Genomic DNA, 18,508 nt, shown 5'->3' with positions numbered 1-18,508 from the left:
TCTCTGACATTATCTCTCTTAAATTTATATTTTACTCTGCGGTAGAGCCAAGCCCTACCTTGCGGCAATTTTTTAGCAAAAAATTGAGTAAAACTCTTGTGCTTGCACTCTCTTTCTGCTTCGCTAATGCTCGTAGCTTTACAAGAAGAGAAAGTCCCCGCAAGCGAGGTGTCCCTATGTTACCATATTTTACGTTCTTTCTACTTCGTAGAGTTACCTCTGTTTTCCTTTACTCTATCCTTATCATACTCTTTACCAAGATACATTCCAAGCATGCCCCAAACAAAGCTTATCGCCGCACCGCCTAAGAGCGCCACACTCACGCCAAATTTTGCTAACGCACTCTCAGCTTGTGCGCTCACCGCATCACCGCCGCGATACACCACCGTATCAAGGAAATTTTTGACCTTATACTTGCTCTCGCTATCTAGCGGGACAAAGAGCATTTCGCGGGCGGGTTTTACCATGGCGTATTCGCCCACTCTTCTAATACTCATCACAACAACAAGCGGCAAGAATGCTGGATGCGTGAATGCAAGCAAGATAAAGCCCGCGCCCACCACAAAGCCAAGCAACGACAAAAGCCACCGTATGCCAAAGATTTTGGCGATCTTTGCGGTTAGAAAAATTTGTATGATAAAGCTACTTGTTTGCACGATAAGATCGATATTTGCAAATGCCGCCGCACGTGCCTGGCTGGTAGGAAAAAGCTCTTTTATGATGCGTGCTTGCTCCATATACAAAAACGTGCTAACACTTGTTAGTAACAAGATAAAGCCCACAAACGCCATTAGAAATTTTGATTTAATGATGAGGTTAAAGCCTGCAAATGGGTTTTTTGAGCCGATTGGCGCGTCAAATCTAGCCTTGAAAGCCGACTGTTCTTCTTCGTTTGTTAGTAGCTTCCCGCTCTCATAAATAATCAAATTTTTAAGCCCCAAAGTAACGGCAAGCAAGGCTATAGAGGCAAATATAAACTCCTCCACGCTAACGACTTTTAAAAAGCTAACAGCGCTAGCCCCTGCGATACTACCGATACTCGCCCCCGCACTTATGATACCAAAGAGTCGCTTGCTCCTATCCTTGCTAAACACATCGGCTAGCAGGCTCCACGCGGTTGAGATAACAAAAAGATTAAAGACACTAACCCAGATATAAAAGGTGCGAGATAGGTATAAAAACTCGCCGCTTCCCTCAGGATACGCCCTAATCGCCACGTAAAAGCCCACCAAATTTAGTGCAAAAAATATAAAAATACAGTCCGTATAGCGTTTACGCTTGATACTTCCGCTTAGCCACATAGCTAGCATAGATGCCACCAAAGTCGCTATAAAAGTGCCCAAAAACAGCCATTTTAGCTCCTCTTTGCCGCCCGTTAGCCCCAAAGCATCTCTGATCGGGCGAAGTAGGGCATAGGAGGCAAAAAGCGCGAATATAAAGAGCGTGCTGTAAAGAAGCAGCCAAAACTCGCCTTTGTTTAGACTAAAAATTTTATAGATATATTTTTGCATATTACTTCATTTTGCTAGTTGATTATCCCTACTTAACCTTGCTTTTATCTATGCAGATCATCTTAGCTAGCTTTGTAACAAAAGGCGTTAATACAAGTAGAGTCGGATAAGCTATCACAAATGCTTTAGCATAGCCTTTTAGCCAAATTTTTACAAAACCATCTACAAGCCCAAGGTTGATATATGTAAGCACACCAGAGATCACAAATGACATACAAAGAGCCATAATAAACGAAAAAATAAACCTAAAATACCTTATATCTATCAAAATTTATCCTTTTATTACGCGTTATTCACCTAAATTTCATATAAAAGATAAGTGCCATATAATATAAATTACTTAATAAAATCTATGGGTATTGTAGCTGAAATTTAATGTCGACCGTTAGAATGATCCTCCAAATTCTTTGCCTAATCCTACAAAACAATTAAATACAGTTTGATGTCACTAAAAATTTATACGGCTTGTGGCAAAGTTTGGGTCGAAATTTATGTAGTTATACTTAAGAAGAGTTTGGCTCAAAACGAGCCAAACTCTAGCTTTTAGCCTAGGAATTCGCGTTTAAAATACTCTTTTGAAGCTTTGCATAAAGGACAGGCTCCAGGGGCTTTTTTGCCGCGGTGAACGTGTCCGCACACTTCGCAAACCCAGATATCCTCATCCTCGCTCTCGAAAAAGCCCTCTTTTTCAAGCATATCTTTAAGAGCCAAATACTCTCTTTCATGCTCTACTTCAACCTTGCCGATAGCTCTAAAAAGTCTTGCGATATCGTTAAATTTCTCCTCTTTAGCAATACTTTCAAAGTCAGGATACATGGTTGTGTGTTCGTAGTTTTCGCCTGCTGCAGCATCTAGTAGGTTTTTATCCATCTTATCGATCGGATCGTTCATAAGCTCGTGATATGCTTTAAATTCTGCTCTTGCATGCCACTTTTCATTCTCGGCTGCCTCGTAAAAATGTCTTGCGATAGCGTGATAACCGGCTTCACGAGCAAGATCGCCGTAAAGTTCGTATTTGTTTCTTGCTTGTGATTCGCCTGCAAAGGCTTTCATTAAATTTATCGCGGTTAAATTTTCGGTTATACACTTCATTTCTTCGCCACAACAGCTTAGTTTTCCACCACCGACTTGTTGAACCTCGACTTCATTGCCGCATTTTTCACATTTATATGTTTCGTATTGTCTCATCTTATCTCCTTAAAAAATATTTTTTAATTGTATCTAAATAATTAAATTAAGTAAATAATAAAATTTATTGATAATGTTTATTGTTATTTTATTTTAATAATCAAAAATAGCCTAAATTTGATAAAACACCGACTATTTTTATCATAAATTTCAAAAATGATAAACTATATCAGCGATAAATTTTACTAAAGCAACATTCTAAATTTTAAAAACTTAGTATCTTATCGCACTCCATAACCCAGTTTGAAAGTATATCCATACTGCCCTTTACATCGTCGCTAAAGTAAGGCTTGTTAACATTAACACCGCACCTTGTCATACAGCTACCGCACACTTTTAGTAATACGCCTACGTTATAAACGACATCGGCGCCGTTATAAGACTGAATGTTTAGTATAAAAGATACTTCATTTTAGCTATTTTGGTTTAAATTTTATAAATTCTGCCACTGTTAAATAAATGGATTTATTTTTAAAAATGGGTAATTTTAGACGATTTTGGGTATGATTGAGAGGTAAATTTTGGAGGAAATATGCAAATTGATATAAATAAAGTACAGATCGAGCAAAGCTGGAAAGAGGCTTTAAAGGATGAGTTTTTGGCACCTTATTTTGGTGAGATAAAGGCAAATTTACTAAAAGCAAAAGCTAGTTTTACTGTTTATCCACCTTCAAATTTGATATTTAACGCATTTAATCTAACGCCGTTTAATGATGTCAAAGTCGTGATATTAGGACAAGACCCTTATCATGGAGCAGGGCAGGCAATGGGCTTAAGTTTTAGCGTGCCAGATGGCATCCGCGTGCCTCCTAGTCTTGCTAACATTTATAAAGAAATTTATGATGACCTTGGTATCCGACAGCCAAATTCAGGCGACTTAACTTACTGGGCAAAACAGGGTGTTTTACTGCTAAACACTAGCCTAAGTGTCAATGCAGGACAGGCAAATTCCCACTCAAATTTTGGCTGGCAGATATTTACAGACGCAGTTATAAAAACACTCAGTAAAGAGAGAGAAAATATAGTCTTTCTACTCTGGGGTAATCCCGCAAAAGCTAAAATTCCACTCATTAATACTAACAAACACTTAGTACTAACAGCAGCTCATCCAAGCCCGTTAGCGCGTGGAGCGTTTTTTGGATGCAAACACTTTTCTCAAACTAACAAATACCTGTTAGCTAACTCGTTAGCTCCAATAGACTGGGATTTAAATAACGGATAAGGCATATGATGGCTATTTTAACGGAAATTCTCATATACATCATAGCGGCATTTTTTGAAATTTTAGGCTGCTTTGCGTTTTGGCAGTTTTTTAAAAATTCTAAAAATTTCATTTGGCTTGGAGTGGGAGTTGTAGCACTCATTATCTTTGCATATACACTAACAAAAGTTCAAAGCGAATTTGCAGGACGCGCTTACGCAGCTTACGGCGGTATCTATATCATCTGCTCGCTTTTATGGTTAAATTTTATAGAAAAACAAAATTTCAGTAAATTCGACCTCATAGGTGCACTAATAGCACTGATCGGGGCTTGCGTTATAATCTACCCAAATTTAAGATAGGATAAAAATGAGAAGAAAAGATAGAGAGCTAAGCCAAAACGAGGCTTACGAGATAATCGATAATTGTCAGTATGGTGTCATCTCGTGTATAAATGATGATGAAATTTTTTCCGTGCCCATATCTATCGTAAGAAAAGAGGATAAAATTTACATTCACGGGGCAAAAGGCGGAAACAAAGCTAAACTATTTAAAGACGGCAAGGATGTAGAGTTAGTTTGTGTAATTGATGTAAAAGTGCCGGAATTTAGCAATGAGTGCGTGAAACAAATGATACAAGATAATAAGGCTGCAAATGTATTTACAACACAATACAAAAGCGCTATCGCAAAAACTAAAGCCTATCTTATAAATGATGATGAAACAAAGATAAAAGCATTAAGACTGCTTAGTGAAAAATACACTCCAAAATACATGGACGCATTTGACGCAGCTATAACACAATCTCTAAAAATAACTAACGTATATGAGTTAAAGATTATTAGCGTTAGTGCGAAAGCTAAAATTTTAAAAGGATAAAAATGATCGTAAGAAAAGCTAAAAAAGAAGATGCAAACGCGATAATATCGCTTATAAATGAGCTTGCCAAGTATGAAAATATGTCAGATCAAGTAGACATAGACGAGGCTGTTTTTACCTCACATTTGTTTGAAAAACAGTTAGCTAACGCGTTAGTAACAGTTAGTGACGACGATAAAATAGTAGGCTACGCGATATATTTTTACTCATTTTCCACATTTTTAGGACGAGCCGGGATATATTTGGAAGATTTATATATAAAACCTGAATTTAGAGGCAAAAAAGCAGGGCTAGCGATGATAAAAGAGCTTGCCAAAATTTGCGAACAAGAGGGTTACGGGCGTCTTGAGTGGGAGTGCTTGGATTGGAATGAACCAAGCATTAAATTTTATGAAAATTTAGGTGCTAAAAAGCAAAGCGGCTGGATAAAATTTAGAATGACAAAAGAAGATATGATAAAATTAACTGTCAAATAACTCTAAAGGATATATTGATGATATTTATAAAGCTTAGAAATTGATGGCAGAGGATTTTACTTAAATTTTTGTAATTAATATAACAAATATTAAGGTTATAACTTTAAGAAATAATATTAAATTTATAGCTTAAAATATAAACTTGTATTTGTTATTAAAAGTGTGATTTTAACGATAATATATAAATTTATAAACTTATATTTAAAATGAAATTTTTTTGTCTTTTATGATAAAAAATATCAAATAAGAGCAATTATCTCAATTTGATTTTAAGCTATCTTCGCCTATACTTCGAGTATCAAATTCCCCATTCAGGTCAGCTATGAAAGAAATTTTAAAACGAGACGGAACTAGACAAGAGTTTGTTGCATATAAGATTGTCGATGCGATAAAAAAGGCTTTTAAGAGCGAAAACAGAGAGTATGACGAAAAAATTTTTACAAGCGTAGTTCAAGATATCTTTCAAAAATCAGAAGTGATAACAGTTGAAGATGTCCAAGATGCGATAGAAAAAGAGCTTTTTGAAGCCGGATACTTTGATGTGCTTAAAAGCTTTATGCTATATCGTCACACACATAAACTCCAACGCGAACAAATCTTAGGACTAAATGAAGATACAACATACATAAACTCTACCCAGACCATAAATGAGTATATAAACGGTACCGACTGGAGAATTTCTGCAAATTCAAACACTAGTTACTCTAACGCAGGTCTTATCAATAACACCGCCGGTAAAGTCATCGCAAACTACTGGCTTGATGCTGTTTATAGCAAAGAAGAGGGCATAGCCCATAGAAACGGTGACTATCATATCCACGATCTTGATTGTCTTACCGGATATTGCGCCGGTTGGTCGCTTAGAGCCTTGTTAAACGAAGGCTTTAATGGAGTTAGAGGACGCGTAGAAAGTAGAGCGCCAAAACACTTCCGCGAAGCTCTAAGTCAAATGGCTAATTTTCTAGGCATACTTCAAAGCGAATGGGCAGGAGCGCAGGCATTTTCTAGCTTTGACACCTACCTTGCTCCTTATGTATTTAAAGATAACTTAAGTGACACAGAGATAAAAAAAGCAATTACCAGCTTTATATTTAACCTAAACGTTCCGGCACGCTGGGGTCAAAGTCCATTTACAAACGTTACCATAGATATCACATGTCCTGAGGATCTAAGAGCTCAAATTCCTACCGCAAACGATGAGCATTTGTTTAAAAATTTCAATGACGAAGATGCGTTAAGACGTGCAAAAGAACGTGGTAGAAACACGCTTGTAGATATGACATACGGCGACTTTATGCCTGAAATGGCACGTATAGATAAGGCATTTTATGAAGTTTTAACCGAGGGTGATAAAAACTCACAACCATTCACATTTCCGATACCTACCGTAAACATAACAGAAGAATTTGACTGGGATAGCGAAGTAGCACAAATACTTTTTGAAAATACTGCCAAAATGGGCTCAAGCTACTTTCAAAATTTTGTCGGCTCTCAATACACTACCGATGAAAACGGCAACCGCGTGCCAAACGATGCCGCTTATAAACCGGGACACGTTCGCTCAATGTGCTGTCGTCTACAACTTGACCTACGCGAACTCTTAAAACGTGGCGGAGGATTGTTTGGAAGTGCCGAGATGACTGGAAGTATCGGCGTAGTTACGATAAACTTAGCACGCTTAGGATATAACCATAAAGGTAATAAAGAAGCTTTATATAAAAGACTTGAATATCTTTTAAACCTTGCTAAATCAACACTAGAGAAAAAGCGTAAATTTATCCAAGAGATGTATGATCGCGGGCTTTATCCATATACAGCTCGTTATCTAAGCCATTTTAACAACCACTTTAGCACCATAGGTATAAACGGTATGAACGAACTACTAAGAAATTTCACAAACGATAGCGAAAATATAGCCACCTCATACGGTCGTGAGTTTTCACTTGAGATGATAAATTATCTAAGAGACAAAATTCGCTCATTCCAAGAGGAAACAGGCAACCTTTACAATCTCGAAGCCACACCTGCAGAGGGAACGACTTATAGATTTGCAAAAGAGGATAAAAAGCGCTATCCTGATATAATCCAAGCCGGAATGGACGAAAATATCTACTATACAAACTCGACTCAACTTCCTGCAAATTTTACCGATGATGCATTTGAAGCGCTTGACCTACAAGACGAGTTACAAAGTGCATATACCGGCGGAACAGTCTTTCACTTATATATGAAAGAGCGCATTAGCTCGGCTACAGCTTGTAAAAATTTAGTAAAAAATATCGTGACAAACTACAAACTTCCTTATATCACTATAACGCCTGTATTTAGCGTGTGTGATAAACACGGATATATAGCCGGCGAACATGAATTCTGCCCGATATGCGACGCAGAGATAATTAAAAAAGAAAAATCAAAATAAAGGATATAAAATGAATAACGCTGAAATTTTAGCAAAAAACGAAGATAAAAGAACAAGATGTGTGGTATATACGCGAGTAATGGGCTATCATCGCCCTGTAGAAAGCTTTAACCTTGGTAAAAAGGGTGAGCATAAAGAGAGAGTTAAATTTCTTGAAAGACTAAGTCGCTGCAAATAAATTTAATGATATCATCGTCTAACCCGGCACTCTTTGGCATCACACCGTTTACAACACTTGACTACCCCGACAAAATCGCTGCTATCGCGTGGTTTGCCGGGTGTAACCTACGTTGCGCTTACTGCTACAACGCACCCATTGTATTAGACAAAGGCAAGATAGATGAAGAAGAATTTTGCGCTTTTTTAGATAAACGCATCAATAAACTTGACGGCATAGTCTTTAGTGGTGGAGAGTGCACTATAAGTCGTTCGTTTTTAAATTTAGCACGCGAAGTTAAAAAACGCGGCTTTAGTCTAAAGGTAGATACAAACGGCACGAATTTAGGAATTTTAAATACTGCTATAGATGAAAATTTAATCGACTACATCGCACTTGATTTTAAAGCTCACGCACAAAAATATCGTAAAGTTACGGGTTCAAATTTATATTTTGAGTTTACTAGAACGCTTGAATACCTAATTAGTATAAATTTTAATTTTGAAGTTAGAACAACGGTTCATTCTGATTTGTTAAACGAAGATGATATCTCAAACATGGCTGAAATTTTATATGAAAAAGGCTATAGAGGGGATTATTTCTTGCAAAATTTTTTAAATACCGGTGATAATTTAGGAAATTTAAAAGAGCCAAAAAATAACTTTGATATCTCAAAAGTAACTTCTAAACTTAACATAAAACTACGAAATTTTTAAAAATTTATATAAATCCTTTTACCTTGTAAATTTTGGAGAATTAGGCAAGGAATTTGGAGGATCATGCTAACACTTATTTTTACTAAAACGCTATAATGACTTAAAATTATTAAAGGAGAAAATATGCAAAATTTTAGTTTTCACAACCCAGTCAGAATAGAATTCGGTAAAGATAAAGAGCAAAATATCGGCGAATACATGGCTGACTTCGGTGCTAAAAAGGCACTTATATTATACGGTTCAGAACGTGTTAAAAACAACGGTCTTTATGATGTAGTTATAAAAAGTTTAAGCCAAAAGGGTATTGAATTTACGGCTGTAGGCGGTATTAAGTCAAATCCTGTTTTAAGTAAAGTAAACGAAGCTATCAAAGTGGCAAAAGAATTTGGCGCAGACAGCGTACTAGCAGTCGGCGGTGGCTCTGTGTTAGATAGTGCTAAAGCAGTTGCTGCAGGTGCCTGTTATGACGGCGATGTTTGGGATTTTTTCACTGGTAAACAACCCACAAAAGCACTTAAAATCTTTGATATCATAACACTCGCCGCAACTGGCAGTGAGATGAACAAAGGCGGTGTCGTAACAAACGAAAACACTAAACAAAAATACGCGATAGATGCGCCTTGTCTATATCCTAAGGTATCTATCATCAACCCTAAGCTTCAAGCTACTGTTACACCAGAATACCTAGTTTATAGCGCTTCAGATGTTATAGCACACTCTATTGAAGCTTATTTTACCGCAACTTCTCATTGTGATCTTGTTAAAATGCAAGTTGAGGCAAATATCAAATCAATCATAAAAACGACTGAAATTTTACTTGCTAATCCAAATGATTATGATGCGCGTGCGGAGTTTGCCTGGGCTGCTACAATGGCACTAAATGGACTAACACACGTTGGAGTAGGTGGTTTTAATTTTCCAAATCACATGATAGAACACGCAATGAGTGCTGTTGTAGACTGTGCTCACGGTGCCGGACTTAGTGTTTTAATGCCTGCATGGATGAAGTGGTATAAGAATAGAAATTTAGAGCAATTTGAGCGCTTTGCACGTGAAATTTTCGGTCTAAAAACAGCTGATGAAGGCATAGAAGCACTTAAGGCTTGGTTTGAAAAGATAAATACTCATACAAATTTAAAGCAAGTTAATATAGAAGGTGAAGTTTTAGAAGAGACTATTAAAGTTGCAGTTCAAAATGCTAAAGATTGGGGCATGAGCGAACTTTATACAAAAGAAGCTATCACAGAGATATTTAATCTAGCAAAATAATCAAAAAATGTGTTTGTCATAAAGGCAAACACATTTAAATTTTACTCATCGTCGTTTTCGGCAAAAGTCGGATCGATGTTATCTCTTAATATATATTTTAATTCATTTAGCGATCTACCTGAAAATGACCTCTCATCGATAATAATACTTACCTTTGTGGCATTTTCATCAACGCTATCTATAAAATCCTCAAGTGCATAAACTGAGGAAATATCCATAAAAGTAACTTTCCTACAGTCGATCTTAATGTGTTTTGTATTTAAATTTCTATTTAAATTTCTCATTATTTTAGAGCTTGTACCAAAATACATCGGACCTGTTATCTTAACGCTTTTAAATTCCTCTTCTTCACAAACTGTGATATTAAATTTTTTATTGCGTTTAGGGATGTTTGTAGAGTAAAACAACCAGGCTAAAACTACGCCGATAGCAACCGCAAATATCAAATCCACAAAAACAGTGAGTAAAAATACGATAGCCATAGTAGTAGCGTCTTTACGCGGTATAAATGCTATACGTTTTAACAAACGATAATCAAGTATATCAATACCTACTTTTATCAAAATTCCCGCTAAAACACAAAGTGGAACATAAGCTACAACAGGAGCAAAAACCAAAGCTACAAATAGCAAAAACAGAGCATGGACAACTCCTGAAATTCTACCCTCGCCACCGGCTTTTATATTTGCAACCGTTCTCATCGTAGCTCCGGCACCCGGAATTCCTCCTACAAATCCTACAAAAGCATTGCCTATACCTTGACCGATAAGCTCTTTATTTGGACTATGCTTGCTCTTTGTTATAGAGTCTGCTACAAGAGATGTTAAAAGCGAATCAATAGAGCCAAGAACAGCAAGCATAAGGGCATAAAGTAAGATAGAGCTCATAAGAGCCATATCTGCGTTAGGAACGATAAATTTAGGCAGTCCTAGCGGTATCTCGCCGATAGTTGCTACATCGGCTTTAAGTATCATACAAAGCGGTGTAAGTACGATGATAGCTAAAAGCGGAGTAGGGAGTATACGCGAAATTTTCTTAGGTGTCAGATATAGTATCAAAAGTGTAGCTACGGCGAAATAAAATGCTGTAAAATTTATATCCGCGATCGCTTGCGGAATAGACTCTATCGCACTTAGTGTATTACCGACACTACTTGAACCTAACATCGGATTTATCTGAAGTAAAATGATGATAAAACCAACACCACTCATAAATCCCGAAATAACAGAATATGGTATGTATTTAACAAATTTACCAAGCTTTAAAACACCAAAAATTATCTGAAAAATACCCGTTAAAACAAAGACAGCCATGACAGAACCCATGTCGCCTTTAAAGTTAAAAACTATCGCAGCTGCGACAACAGACATAGGACCTGTAGGACCTGAAATTTGCATCTTTGTTCCACCAAAAATAGCCGCGAAAAATCCAAGTACCAATGCACCCCAAAGACCTGCACTAGCCCCAAGACCGCTTGCTATACCAAAAGCAAGAGCCAGAGGGAGCGCAATAATGCCAGCAGTCAAACCACCGGTTACGTCACCTTTTATATTCAAAATTTACCTCCGGAAAATAAAGCGTATATTATACATCTTATTCAAATTAAAGTCGTTAAAATTTACTAAATGGACTATAAAACAAATTTTACTAAAACTAAGAGTAACAAATTTAAGCTCATTGGAAGTATTTAATAAAATTTATTTTACTAGAATTTAAGTATTTTTTAGTATAATGTGAGCCGCTCCTTCTTAGACCTGTGCAATGCTATTTTCAAGCACCGCTTCAGGGTGGGAACACAGCAGAGCACTTGGCTTTAGTGTGTGCCGCAGTTATCTGAGAGGGGGTTTAGATCAAAATATCCGTTAAAATCCACACAAATTTTTAGAAAATCAACTCCGTCTATCCTAGGTCTTTCACTAAAATTATTATACATTTTTCTAAAACCATCTATTAGTTCTTTTGATTTTACTCCATAACTTATAGACATACCAGCTTCTATATAAGCTGCTAATTTATCGCAGTATTTTAAAGCTTTACCATCTATGGCATTAAATTTATCTTCATTTACATTTTCCATAGTGCCTTCATGCGGTATGATCTTGTTCTCAAATGTGCGATTTTCAAACTCATCTTTAATAAATTTACCATTTTCTTCACGTATGCCAAGTATATAGCTAAATTCGTCTTTAAAATTATCCGGTATAAAAGGTAAAATTTGTTCGTCTATAAGTCTTATTTCGTATTCGCTAATTATCTCATTTAAGCCTTTTACGCCGTATTTTACGGGACTTATTATATCTCTAGTAAGACTTTCTGGTAGATCGTGAAAAAGTGCACAAAAGAAGTTATTTTCAAGTCTTTTTTTACAAGCTCCGACTTTTAACGAGTAAAAATAACTCAAAATCGCAACTACAAGCATATGCCCTAAAACCGCGGTTTCTGGTATGCGAGGAGTTTGTGCCCAGCGCTTTTGAAAACGAAGTCTACCACTAAGATCTACTATACGCGCTAGTTTTTGGTTCATTGCGATCTTACGAACTCCTATAAGCTCGTAATAATCCTCCATCTCCTCTTCAACCTTGCGTTTTAACTCATCTATATCACTTAAAAACTGACTTGTCTGATAAACGATACTAAATTCCCATCTTGTAGCGAGATAACTGGCTGCTTTTAGGATAAGTCGCTCTTTTTCATGCCCCTTATCTTCGCCATTTAGAAAATTTCTAAGCCTTGTTAGAAATTCTCCACCTTCGATATCATTTACTAATTTTTCAAGATTACTCAAAACCCAAGCGTTTACCTGCTCTTTTTTAGTTCGTTGTATGTGATGAAACACATCCGGACGGATATCCGTCACTACAACACGAGATAAAAATTCAAATATCCCGGCTTCGATTAGGTAGTTCATATCTACATCTTTTTCAAGTTTCGCGATGAAATAAGCGATGATAAATTTATGTGCTTGTTTATCAAGCTCAACTAAATTCGTCATCTTCGGATAGTCATTCCACCGGGATATTGAGGCTGACTTAAAGATATGTTCTATGAGTTTTGAACTTATCACTTACTTGTCCTTTTTAACAATCCTAGGCTTTTTATCACCCTCAAAGCTTATCTTTCTAAAGCCGTCTTTTGGAGCACGTTTTGGTTTATCATCACTTTTAAAACCTCTTGATGGTCTATCAGAAGAAAAGCTTCTTGAATTACCCCTTTTATCATCTCTTGATCTATCTCTTTCGCGCTCGTTTATACGTCTAGCACCGGCTCTTTTGTTATCACCTCTATCTTTAAATTCATAAGCTTGCTCCTCTTTACGAGGTTTTTCGACTGACTTTAAAAAGCTTTGTGAACTTACTTCGATAACAGTATGAACATTACCGCGAGGGTTAAAGTCCCCTGTTATTTTCATGTATTTTGGTTCTAATTTCTTCTCTAAAACAGTATAAATTTCGTTTATACTATCTTCATGGCTGATATTTCTATTCATAAAGCTATTTATGTATAATTTTATAGTTTTTAGCTCGACGACTAATTTATTTGGTATGTATTCTAAATAAATCGTCGCAAAATCAGGATATCCAGAACGCGGACAAAGACAGCAAAACTCCGGTAATATTATCTTTATCATATATTCTCGTTCTTGTTTATTTTCCCATACTTCAAGATCGCGCTCTACATCAAATTCCTTTAAAATTTGCTCGCCGTATCTCATCTCTTCACTCATTTTTTCCCTTTTTAGAAAATTTTATATCTTTAAAATCTCAAGCTTAAAATCGGTAAAATTTATTAAATTCTACCGACTACCTTAATACACTCAAGAAAAACTAAATTTTAAATATCAAGATGTTTTACGTCTTTAGCGTGATCTTGTATATAGTTTCTTCTAGGCTCAACCTCATCGCCCATAAATAAGTTAAACGTATCGCTTGCACTTTGTGCATCATTTATATTTATCTGTAATAAACGGCGATTTTCAGGGTTCATTGTTGTTTCCCAAAGTTGTTCAGGATTCATCTCACCAAGACCTTTATAACGCTGGATATACGCGCCTTTTTTGGCATTTTTTTCTATCTCATCAAGAATTTCAAGAACATCTTTACCAAAATTCATCTCGCGTTCTTGAATTTTTTTATTGATATGAAGAGCCTCTTCAAATAGTGGATTTGCAAATAAATTATCATTTATATGCAGCTCTTCAAGACCGCTCTCGGTTTGAACATAAATTCTAATTTCCTCATCATTTACATAAGAGTTTAGTATGTTATATCCCTGTTTTACTAGATAATCTCTTAAAATTTCAAACATTTGTTGATAATTTTTGCCGATGATATCAGGATTTTCTATCGTGTATCTTATAGCAGAAAGTAAACTAAAGCGCTTCTCTAGTTCTTTTAAAACACTTCTATAAGCTGCTACGATTTTTAGAAAATCAATCAAATCATTACTTCCTATACCTTCAAAATCAACACCTTCAATACCTGTTTGTATCAAAAAGTCATTTAAAGCTTTGTCATCTTTTAGATAAATTTCTTTTTTACCTTTTTTGTAGCGATAAAGAGGTGGCTGAGCTAAATAAATGCAGCCTTTTTCTACTACTTGATTTAAAAATCTAAAGAAAAATGTAAGAAGAAGTGTTTGGATATGGCTACCGTCAACGTCGGCATCGGTCATTATTATGATCTTATGATATCTTAGTTTTTCTGCGTCAAATTCCTCGCCGATACCACATCCAAGCGCAGTTATCATGTTTTTTATCTCGTCTGACTTTAAAATTTTATCAAGACGTGACTTTTCAACGTTTAGAATTTTACCTCTTAACGGCAAAATAGCTTGAAATACTCTATCGCGTCCTTGTTTTGCAGAGCCGCCGGCACTATCGCCCTCCACCAGATAAAGCTCACTTATAGTAGCGTCTTTAGTTTGACAATCAGCTAATTTTCCAGGCAAAGTTCCTACACTTAAGCCATCTTTTTTACGAGTTAGATCGCGTGCTTTTTTAGCAGCTTCGCGTCCGCGCGCCGCCATTAAAGCCTTATTCATTATAGCGCGTGCCTCGATAGGATTTTCTTCAAAATACTTTGAAAGAACTTCAAAAACCATTTTCTGAACGATAGGTTTTACATAACTTGAACCTAGCTTGCCCTTTGTTTGTCCTTCAAATTGCGGTTCTGGCACTTTAACACTAACAACGGCGATAAGACCTTCTCTAATATCATCACCTGTTATTTTAGTGTCCTTTTCGCGAGCTGCGGCATTTGCTGAGATATAGTTTGTAATAACTCTTGTTAAACCGGCACGAAAACCTGCTTCATGTGTTCCGCCATCCGGAGTTTTTATGTTATTAACAAAGCTTAGTAAATTTTCAGAGTAAGTTTCATTATACATTAGAGCAAAATCAACTACAACATCTTCATCCGCACCGCTAAAACTAACGGATTTACTTACAGGATTTGACTTATTCATATCAGTTACGAAACTTTCAAGTCCACCCTCAAAATGATAACTTTCACTAAATCCATCTCTTTGATCTTTAAAATTTATAGTGATTTTTGGATTTAGATAGGCTAGCTCTTTAAAACGTTTTGCTAAAATTCCTCTATCAAATTCAGTAACTTCAAATATCTCATCATCTACCCAAAATTCTACCGAAGTTCCTGTGCGATTTGTAGTTTTTACTATACCTAGATCAGTTGTAGGAACTCCTCTACTAAACTCTTGTCTATGGACATTTCCATCTCTTTTTATGGTAACTACTAATTTTTTTGAAAGTGCATTTACGACAGAAACACCAACGCCGTGAAGACCACCTGAAACTTTATATGTATCTTTATCAAATTTACCACCAGCGTGTAAAACCGTAAGGACAACCGTTGCTGCTGGTAAATTCTCGGTAGGGTGCATATCAACAGGGATACCTCGACCGTTATCTGAAACTATACAGCTTCCTTCGCGTGTAAGTTCTATATCGATAGTATCACAGTAACCCGCCATCGCTTCGTCTATAGAGTTATCAACTACTTCATATATCATATGATGAAGACCGCCGATATTTGTATCTCCTATATACATTCCCGGGCGTTTTCTAACAGCTTCAAGCCCTTTTAAAACTTTAATATTACCGGCGTCGTATTGTTTATCTGGCATAAAAATTCCTTAATTATAAATTTATCGGCATTATAACCGTTTTTAGTTCGTTTGAACTCACTACGAAAGCTAGGTTGCTATCGTTAAATCCAAGTTCAAATTCATCATCTTCTATATTTGTTAAAAAATCTATGAAAAATCTATTTCTTATACCGATAGAGAAATTTTCATCAAGTCCGGTTTGATACTCTATCGTTGTTTTTGCCTCAGAGTTGTCCTCGATGATGCTTTCAAATGTGATGTTATCACTTGAAAAAGTCATTTTCATCTGATCGCTTAGCATAGAGATGGTTCTTATACCGTCTATCATCTTATCTCTGTTTAGTTTAAGGCGTTTTTTTATCTCTTTTGGTATTACTCTTTCATAGTCTGGGTATTTTCCGTTTATGAGCTTTGTAAAAAATTCGAAATTTGCACTTTGAGCTATTAAGATATTTTCATCATAGTAAATTTCAATCTTGTCAAAAAATAGTTTTTGTATCTCATTTATAGCTTTTTTTGGAATGATTATAGAAAATTCATTTTCTGTCGAGGTTTCAAATTTAAATACACTTAAGCGTTTTGTATCGGTTCCTACTATGTTTATGTAGTTTTGTTTAATATCTAAAAGTGCTCCGTTTAGCTCAAATTTTGGGTTATTATTATCTATACTAGGAAGTATCTTTTTAAGGCTTCGTCCAAGCATTACAGCATCTATGTTAAATTTAGACTTACCTTCTATGCTTGGAAATTCTGGAAAATCCTCAAATTTATACATAGGAAGTTTGTATTTTGAATTTTTTTGTTTGATGTAAAGATAGTTATTAACAGTTTCTAGTGTAACTTCATCATCTCTTAGACTTTTAATTATATCAAGTAGTTTTTTACCGTTTGCGGTTGCAAATCCCTCATCAGTTATCTTTACGTTTGATAGTTTATATGCAAGTCCTATTTCATGGTCTGTTGCACGGATGTTTAATACGCCGTTTTTTGCTGATATATAGATATGTGATGTTATAGCGCTTAAGTCGCGTTTTTCTAAATACGGACTTGTGTTTGTTACGATTGATTCAAGAACGTTTTTGTTTATGAGGACTTTCATATGAGACTTCCTTTTATTTTTAAATTTATTTTAGTAACATTAGTAGGTAGCGTTAAAAGGTGAAAACCTTTCAAGGTTGCCTTTATTTGGTATTTTAATGTGTGAAAATTTATAAAAAGTTTTTCACAGTTTTTCACAAATTTCACTTTGTTTTTATCCTTTTGTTAGAATTTTATTTTTAAGTTCGATCACTCGAAGATTAAAAATTTCGTTATTTTCTATTAGCTCGTTTATCTTTTTGATGTTATGGCTTACTGCACTATGATCTTTCATACCAAAGTAGCTTGCGATCTGTGGCATAGAATTTGGTGTTAAATTTTTTACTAGATAAATTGCAATCCTTCTTGCTTCTACGATATTTGCCGATCTTGATTTACTTTTTATATCGCTTGGTTTTATATTTAGCTCTTTACTAACGATCTCTATGATGTTTTCTAGGCTTATATTTTCGCGTTTTTCTTTTATCTGATCTCGCATTACATTTTTAGCAAATTCAAGTGTTATTTCTTGTCTCATAAGAGTTGCATAGGCGTTTAAATTTATAATCGCACTTTCGATTTCTCGAATATTATCACCCATGTTTGTAGCGATATAGTTTATGACATCTTTATTTAGATAAATTTTATCAAATTCACATTTTTTCTGGATGATAGCGACTTTTGTATCAAGTTCAGGTGGTGTTATATCGGCTATTAGCCCCCATTCAAAGCGTGATTTAAGTCTCTCTTCAAAGCCTTTTAGCATTTTTGGAGGTTTATCTGAAGTCATAACTATCTGACCGTTTTTACTGTGGAGTTCGTTAAAAGTGTGAAAAAATTCCTCTTGAATTTTATCCGTTTTTCCAAGAAATTGAACATCGTCGATGAGTAAAACATCGCATTTTCTATACTTCTCGCGAAATCTCTCCATTGAATGGTTATTAATATGATAAGTAAAATCCGTAATAAACTGCTCACTTGTTACACAGATGACGACCTTACCGTTGTTTATGCAAAAATTTCCTACAGACTGGAGTAGGTGAGTTTTGCCAAGTCCTGTTGGACCGTAGATAAAAAGTGGGTTATATACCGAGCCTAAGCGTTCTGAAACTGCTTTACAACTTAGATATGCAAACTGGTTTGAGTCGCCCACAACGAAATTTTCAAATTTATATGAAGGATTTAGTAGTGTGCTTTGTGTTTTTATCTGTTTAACATCAACTTGTTGATTTTGTTTTGTTGATTTTGCTTTGTTTTGCAGTGTTATGTTTATTTTTGGTTTTATGCCAGTTTTTACTTCAAAAAGATGAGCTATCTTATCAGAATACCTTGTTGAAATAAATCTAGCAATGAGTTCATTTGGTGCGTTAAATACGATATTTTCGCTGTTTGAGGCTTTTTCGTTAAATTTTAGTTGCTTTATATAGCACTCGTATTCATTGGGAGATATTTCTGTGCTAAGTAGCTTTAAAACTTCATCTGCAAGCAA

Annotated in this window: 16 protein-coding genes, 1 other RNA gene and 1 pseudogene; 9 read left to right on the top strand and 9 right to left on the bottom strand. The window is 35.6% G+C overall.

From position 1 onward, the window contains the following. Positions 1 to 200: 200 nt before the first annotated feature. From CCAL_RS00095 to CCAL_RS00085, 3 genes are all read right to left on the bottom strand, one after another. Positions 201 to 1,511 (bottom strand): NTP/NDP exchange transporter, encoded by a 1,311-nt coding sequence (locus CCAL_RS00095; RefSeq protein ID WP_170016845.1) that lies wholly within the window; start codon positions 1,509 to 1,511, stop codon positions 201 to 203. 28 nt (positions 1,512 to 1,539) lie between these two features. Further along, positions 1,540 to 1,737, bottom strand: coding sequence for a DUF2798 domain-containing protein (locus CCAL_RS00090; RefSeq protein ID WP_228026754.1), 198 nt, complete (start codon positions 1,735 to 1,737; stop codon positions 1,540 to 1,542). 317 nt (positions 1,738 to 2,054) lie between these two features. Further along, a complete protein-coding gene (locus CCAL_RS00085) occupies positions 2,055 to 2,699 on the bottom strand; it encodes a ferritin family protein (protein ID WP_169938100.1) in 645 nt (214 codons plus the stop codon). Positions 2,700 to 3,231: 532 nt separating this feature from the next. On the opposite strand from CCAL_RS00085, the gene ung reads away from it, so the two are divergent. The 8 genes from ung (at position 3,232) to CCAL_RS00040 (ending at position 9,816) form a co-directional block, all read left to right on the top strand. Next, positions 3,232 to 3,921, top strand: coding sequence for a uracil-DNA glycosylase (ung, locus tag CCAL_RS00075; RefSeq protein ID WP_169938102.1), 690 nt, complete (start codon positions 3,232 to 3,234; stop codon positions 3,919 to 3,921). Positions 3,922 to 3,929: 8 nt separating this feature from the next. Further along, positions 3,930 to 4,262, top strand: coding sequence for a YnfA family protein (locus tag CCAL_RS00070; protein WP_169938104.1), 333 nt, complete (start codon positions 3,930 to 3,932; stop codon positions 4,260 to 4,262). 7 nt (positions 4,263 to 4,269) lie between these two features. Then, positions 4,270 to 4,779: a pyridoxamine 5'-phosphate oxidase family protein gene (locus CCAL_RS00065; RefSeq protein WP_170016843.1), complete on the top strand. Its 510-nt coding sequence runs from the start codon at positions 4,270 to 4,272 to the stop codon at positions 4,777 to 4,779. Positions 4,780 to 4,781: 2 nt separating this feature from the next. Then, positions 4,782 to 5,255 carry a GNAT family N-acetyltransferase gene (locus CCAL_RS00060; RefSeq protein WP_170016841.1) on the top strand — a complete coding sequence of 158 codons (474 nt, stop codon included), beginning with the start codon at positions 4,782 to 4,784 and terminating at the stop codon, positions 5,253 to 5,255. 322 nt (positions 5,256 to 5,577) lie between these two features. Next, entirely contained in the window at positions 5,578 to 7,674 is a 2,097-nt protein-coding gene (locus CCAL_RS00055; RefSeq protein WP_170016839.1) for a ribonucleoside triphosphate reductase, read from the top strand. A gap of 10 nt (positions 7,675 to 7,684) precedes the next feature. Then, positions 7,685 to 7,852: an anaerobic ribonucleoside-triphosphate reductase gene (nrdD, locus tag CCAL_RS09415; protein WP_169938112.1), complete on the top strand. Its 168-nt coding sequence runs from the start codon at positions 7,685 to 7,687 to the stop codon at positions 7,850 to 7,852. Positions 7,853 to 7,857: 5 nt separating this feature from the next. After that, a complete protein-coding gene (locus tag CCAL_RS00045; RefSeq protein ID WP_169938114.1) occupies positions 7,858 to 8,547 on the top strand; it encodes an anaerobic ribonucleoside-triphosphate reductase activating protein in 690 nt (229 codons plus the stop codon). Between the two features lie 123 nt (positions 8,548 to 8,670). After that, the gene (locus CCAL_RS00040) at positions 8,671 to 9,816 is read left to right on the top strand and encodes an iron-containing alcohol dehydrogenase (protein WP_170016837.1); all 1,146 of its coding nucleotides are present in this window, start codon (positions 8,671 to 8,673) and stop codon (positions 9,814 to 9,816) included. A 41-nt stretch (positions 9,817 to 9,857) separates the two neighbouring features. On the opposite strand, the gene CCAL_RS00035 is transcribed toward CCAL_RS00040, so the two are convergent. Next, complete coding sequence (locus CCAL_RS00035) at positions 9,858 to 11,372, bottom strand: SulP family inorganic anion transporter (protein ID WP_169972339.1); 1,515 nt, start codon at positions 11,370 to 11,372, stop codon at positions 9,858 to 9,860. Positions 11,373 to 11,561: 189 nt separating this feature from the next. On the opposite strand from CCAL_RS00035, the gene ffs reads away from it, so the two are divergent. After that, positions 11,562 to 11,659, top strand: an RNA gene (gene ffs, locus CCAL_RS00030) — signal recognition particle sRNA small type. Positions 11,660 to 11,662: 3 nt separating this feature from the next. Here the strand turns inward: ffs and CCAL_RS00025 are convergent. The 5 genes and pseudogenes from CCAL_RS00025 to dnaA all read right to left on the bottom strand — a co-directional run. Continuing rightward, positions 11,663 to 12,880: pseudogene (locus CCAL_RS00025) on the bottom strand (HD domain-containing protein); the annotation flags it as partial. Beyond that, positions 12,881 to 13,540: a preQ(1) synthase gene (gene queF, locus CCAL_RS00020; protein ID WP_228026752.1), complete on the bottom strand. Its 660-nt coding sequence runs from the start codon at positions 13,538 to 13,540 to the stop codon at positions 12,881 to 12,883. A gap of 107 nt (positions 13,541 to 13,647) precedes the next feature. Beyond that, entirely contained in the window at positions 13,648 to 15,960 is a 2,313-nt protein-coding gene (gene gyrB, locus CCAL_RS00015) for a DNA topoisomerase (ATP-hydrolyzing) subunit B (RefSeq protein ID WP_170016835.1), read from the bottom strand. Between the two features lie 13 nt (positions 15,961 to 15,973). After that, positions 15,974 to 17,041, bottom strand: a complete 1,068-nt coding sequence (dnaN, locus tag CCAL_RS00010) for a DNA polymerase III subunit beta (RefSeq protein ID WP_170016833.1) — start codon at positions 17,039 to 17,041, stop codon at positions 15,974 to 15,976. Between the two features lie 153 nt (positions 17,042 to 17,194). Further along, entirely contained in the window at positions 17,195 to 18,508 is a 1,314-nt protein-coding gene (dnaA, locus tag CCAL_RS00005) for a chromosomal replication initiator protein DnaA (RefSeq protein WP_169938123.1), read from the bottom strand.

It is taken from the genome of Campylobacter sp. RM6914, from assembly GCF_004803835.1.
GTDB lineage: Bacteria > Campylobacterota > Campylobacteria > Campylobacterales > Campylobacteraceae > Campylobacter_A > Campylobacter_A californiensis.
Note: the sequence above shows the minus strand (reverse complement) of the source record. Positions and strands in the feature narration are given on the sequence as shown.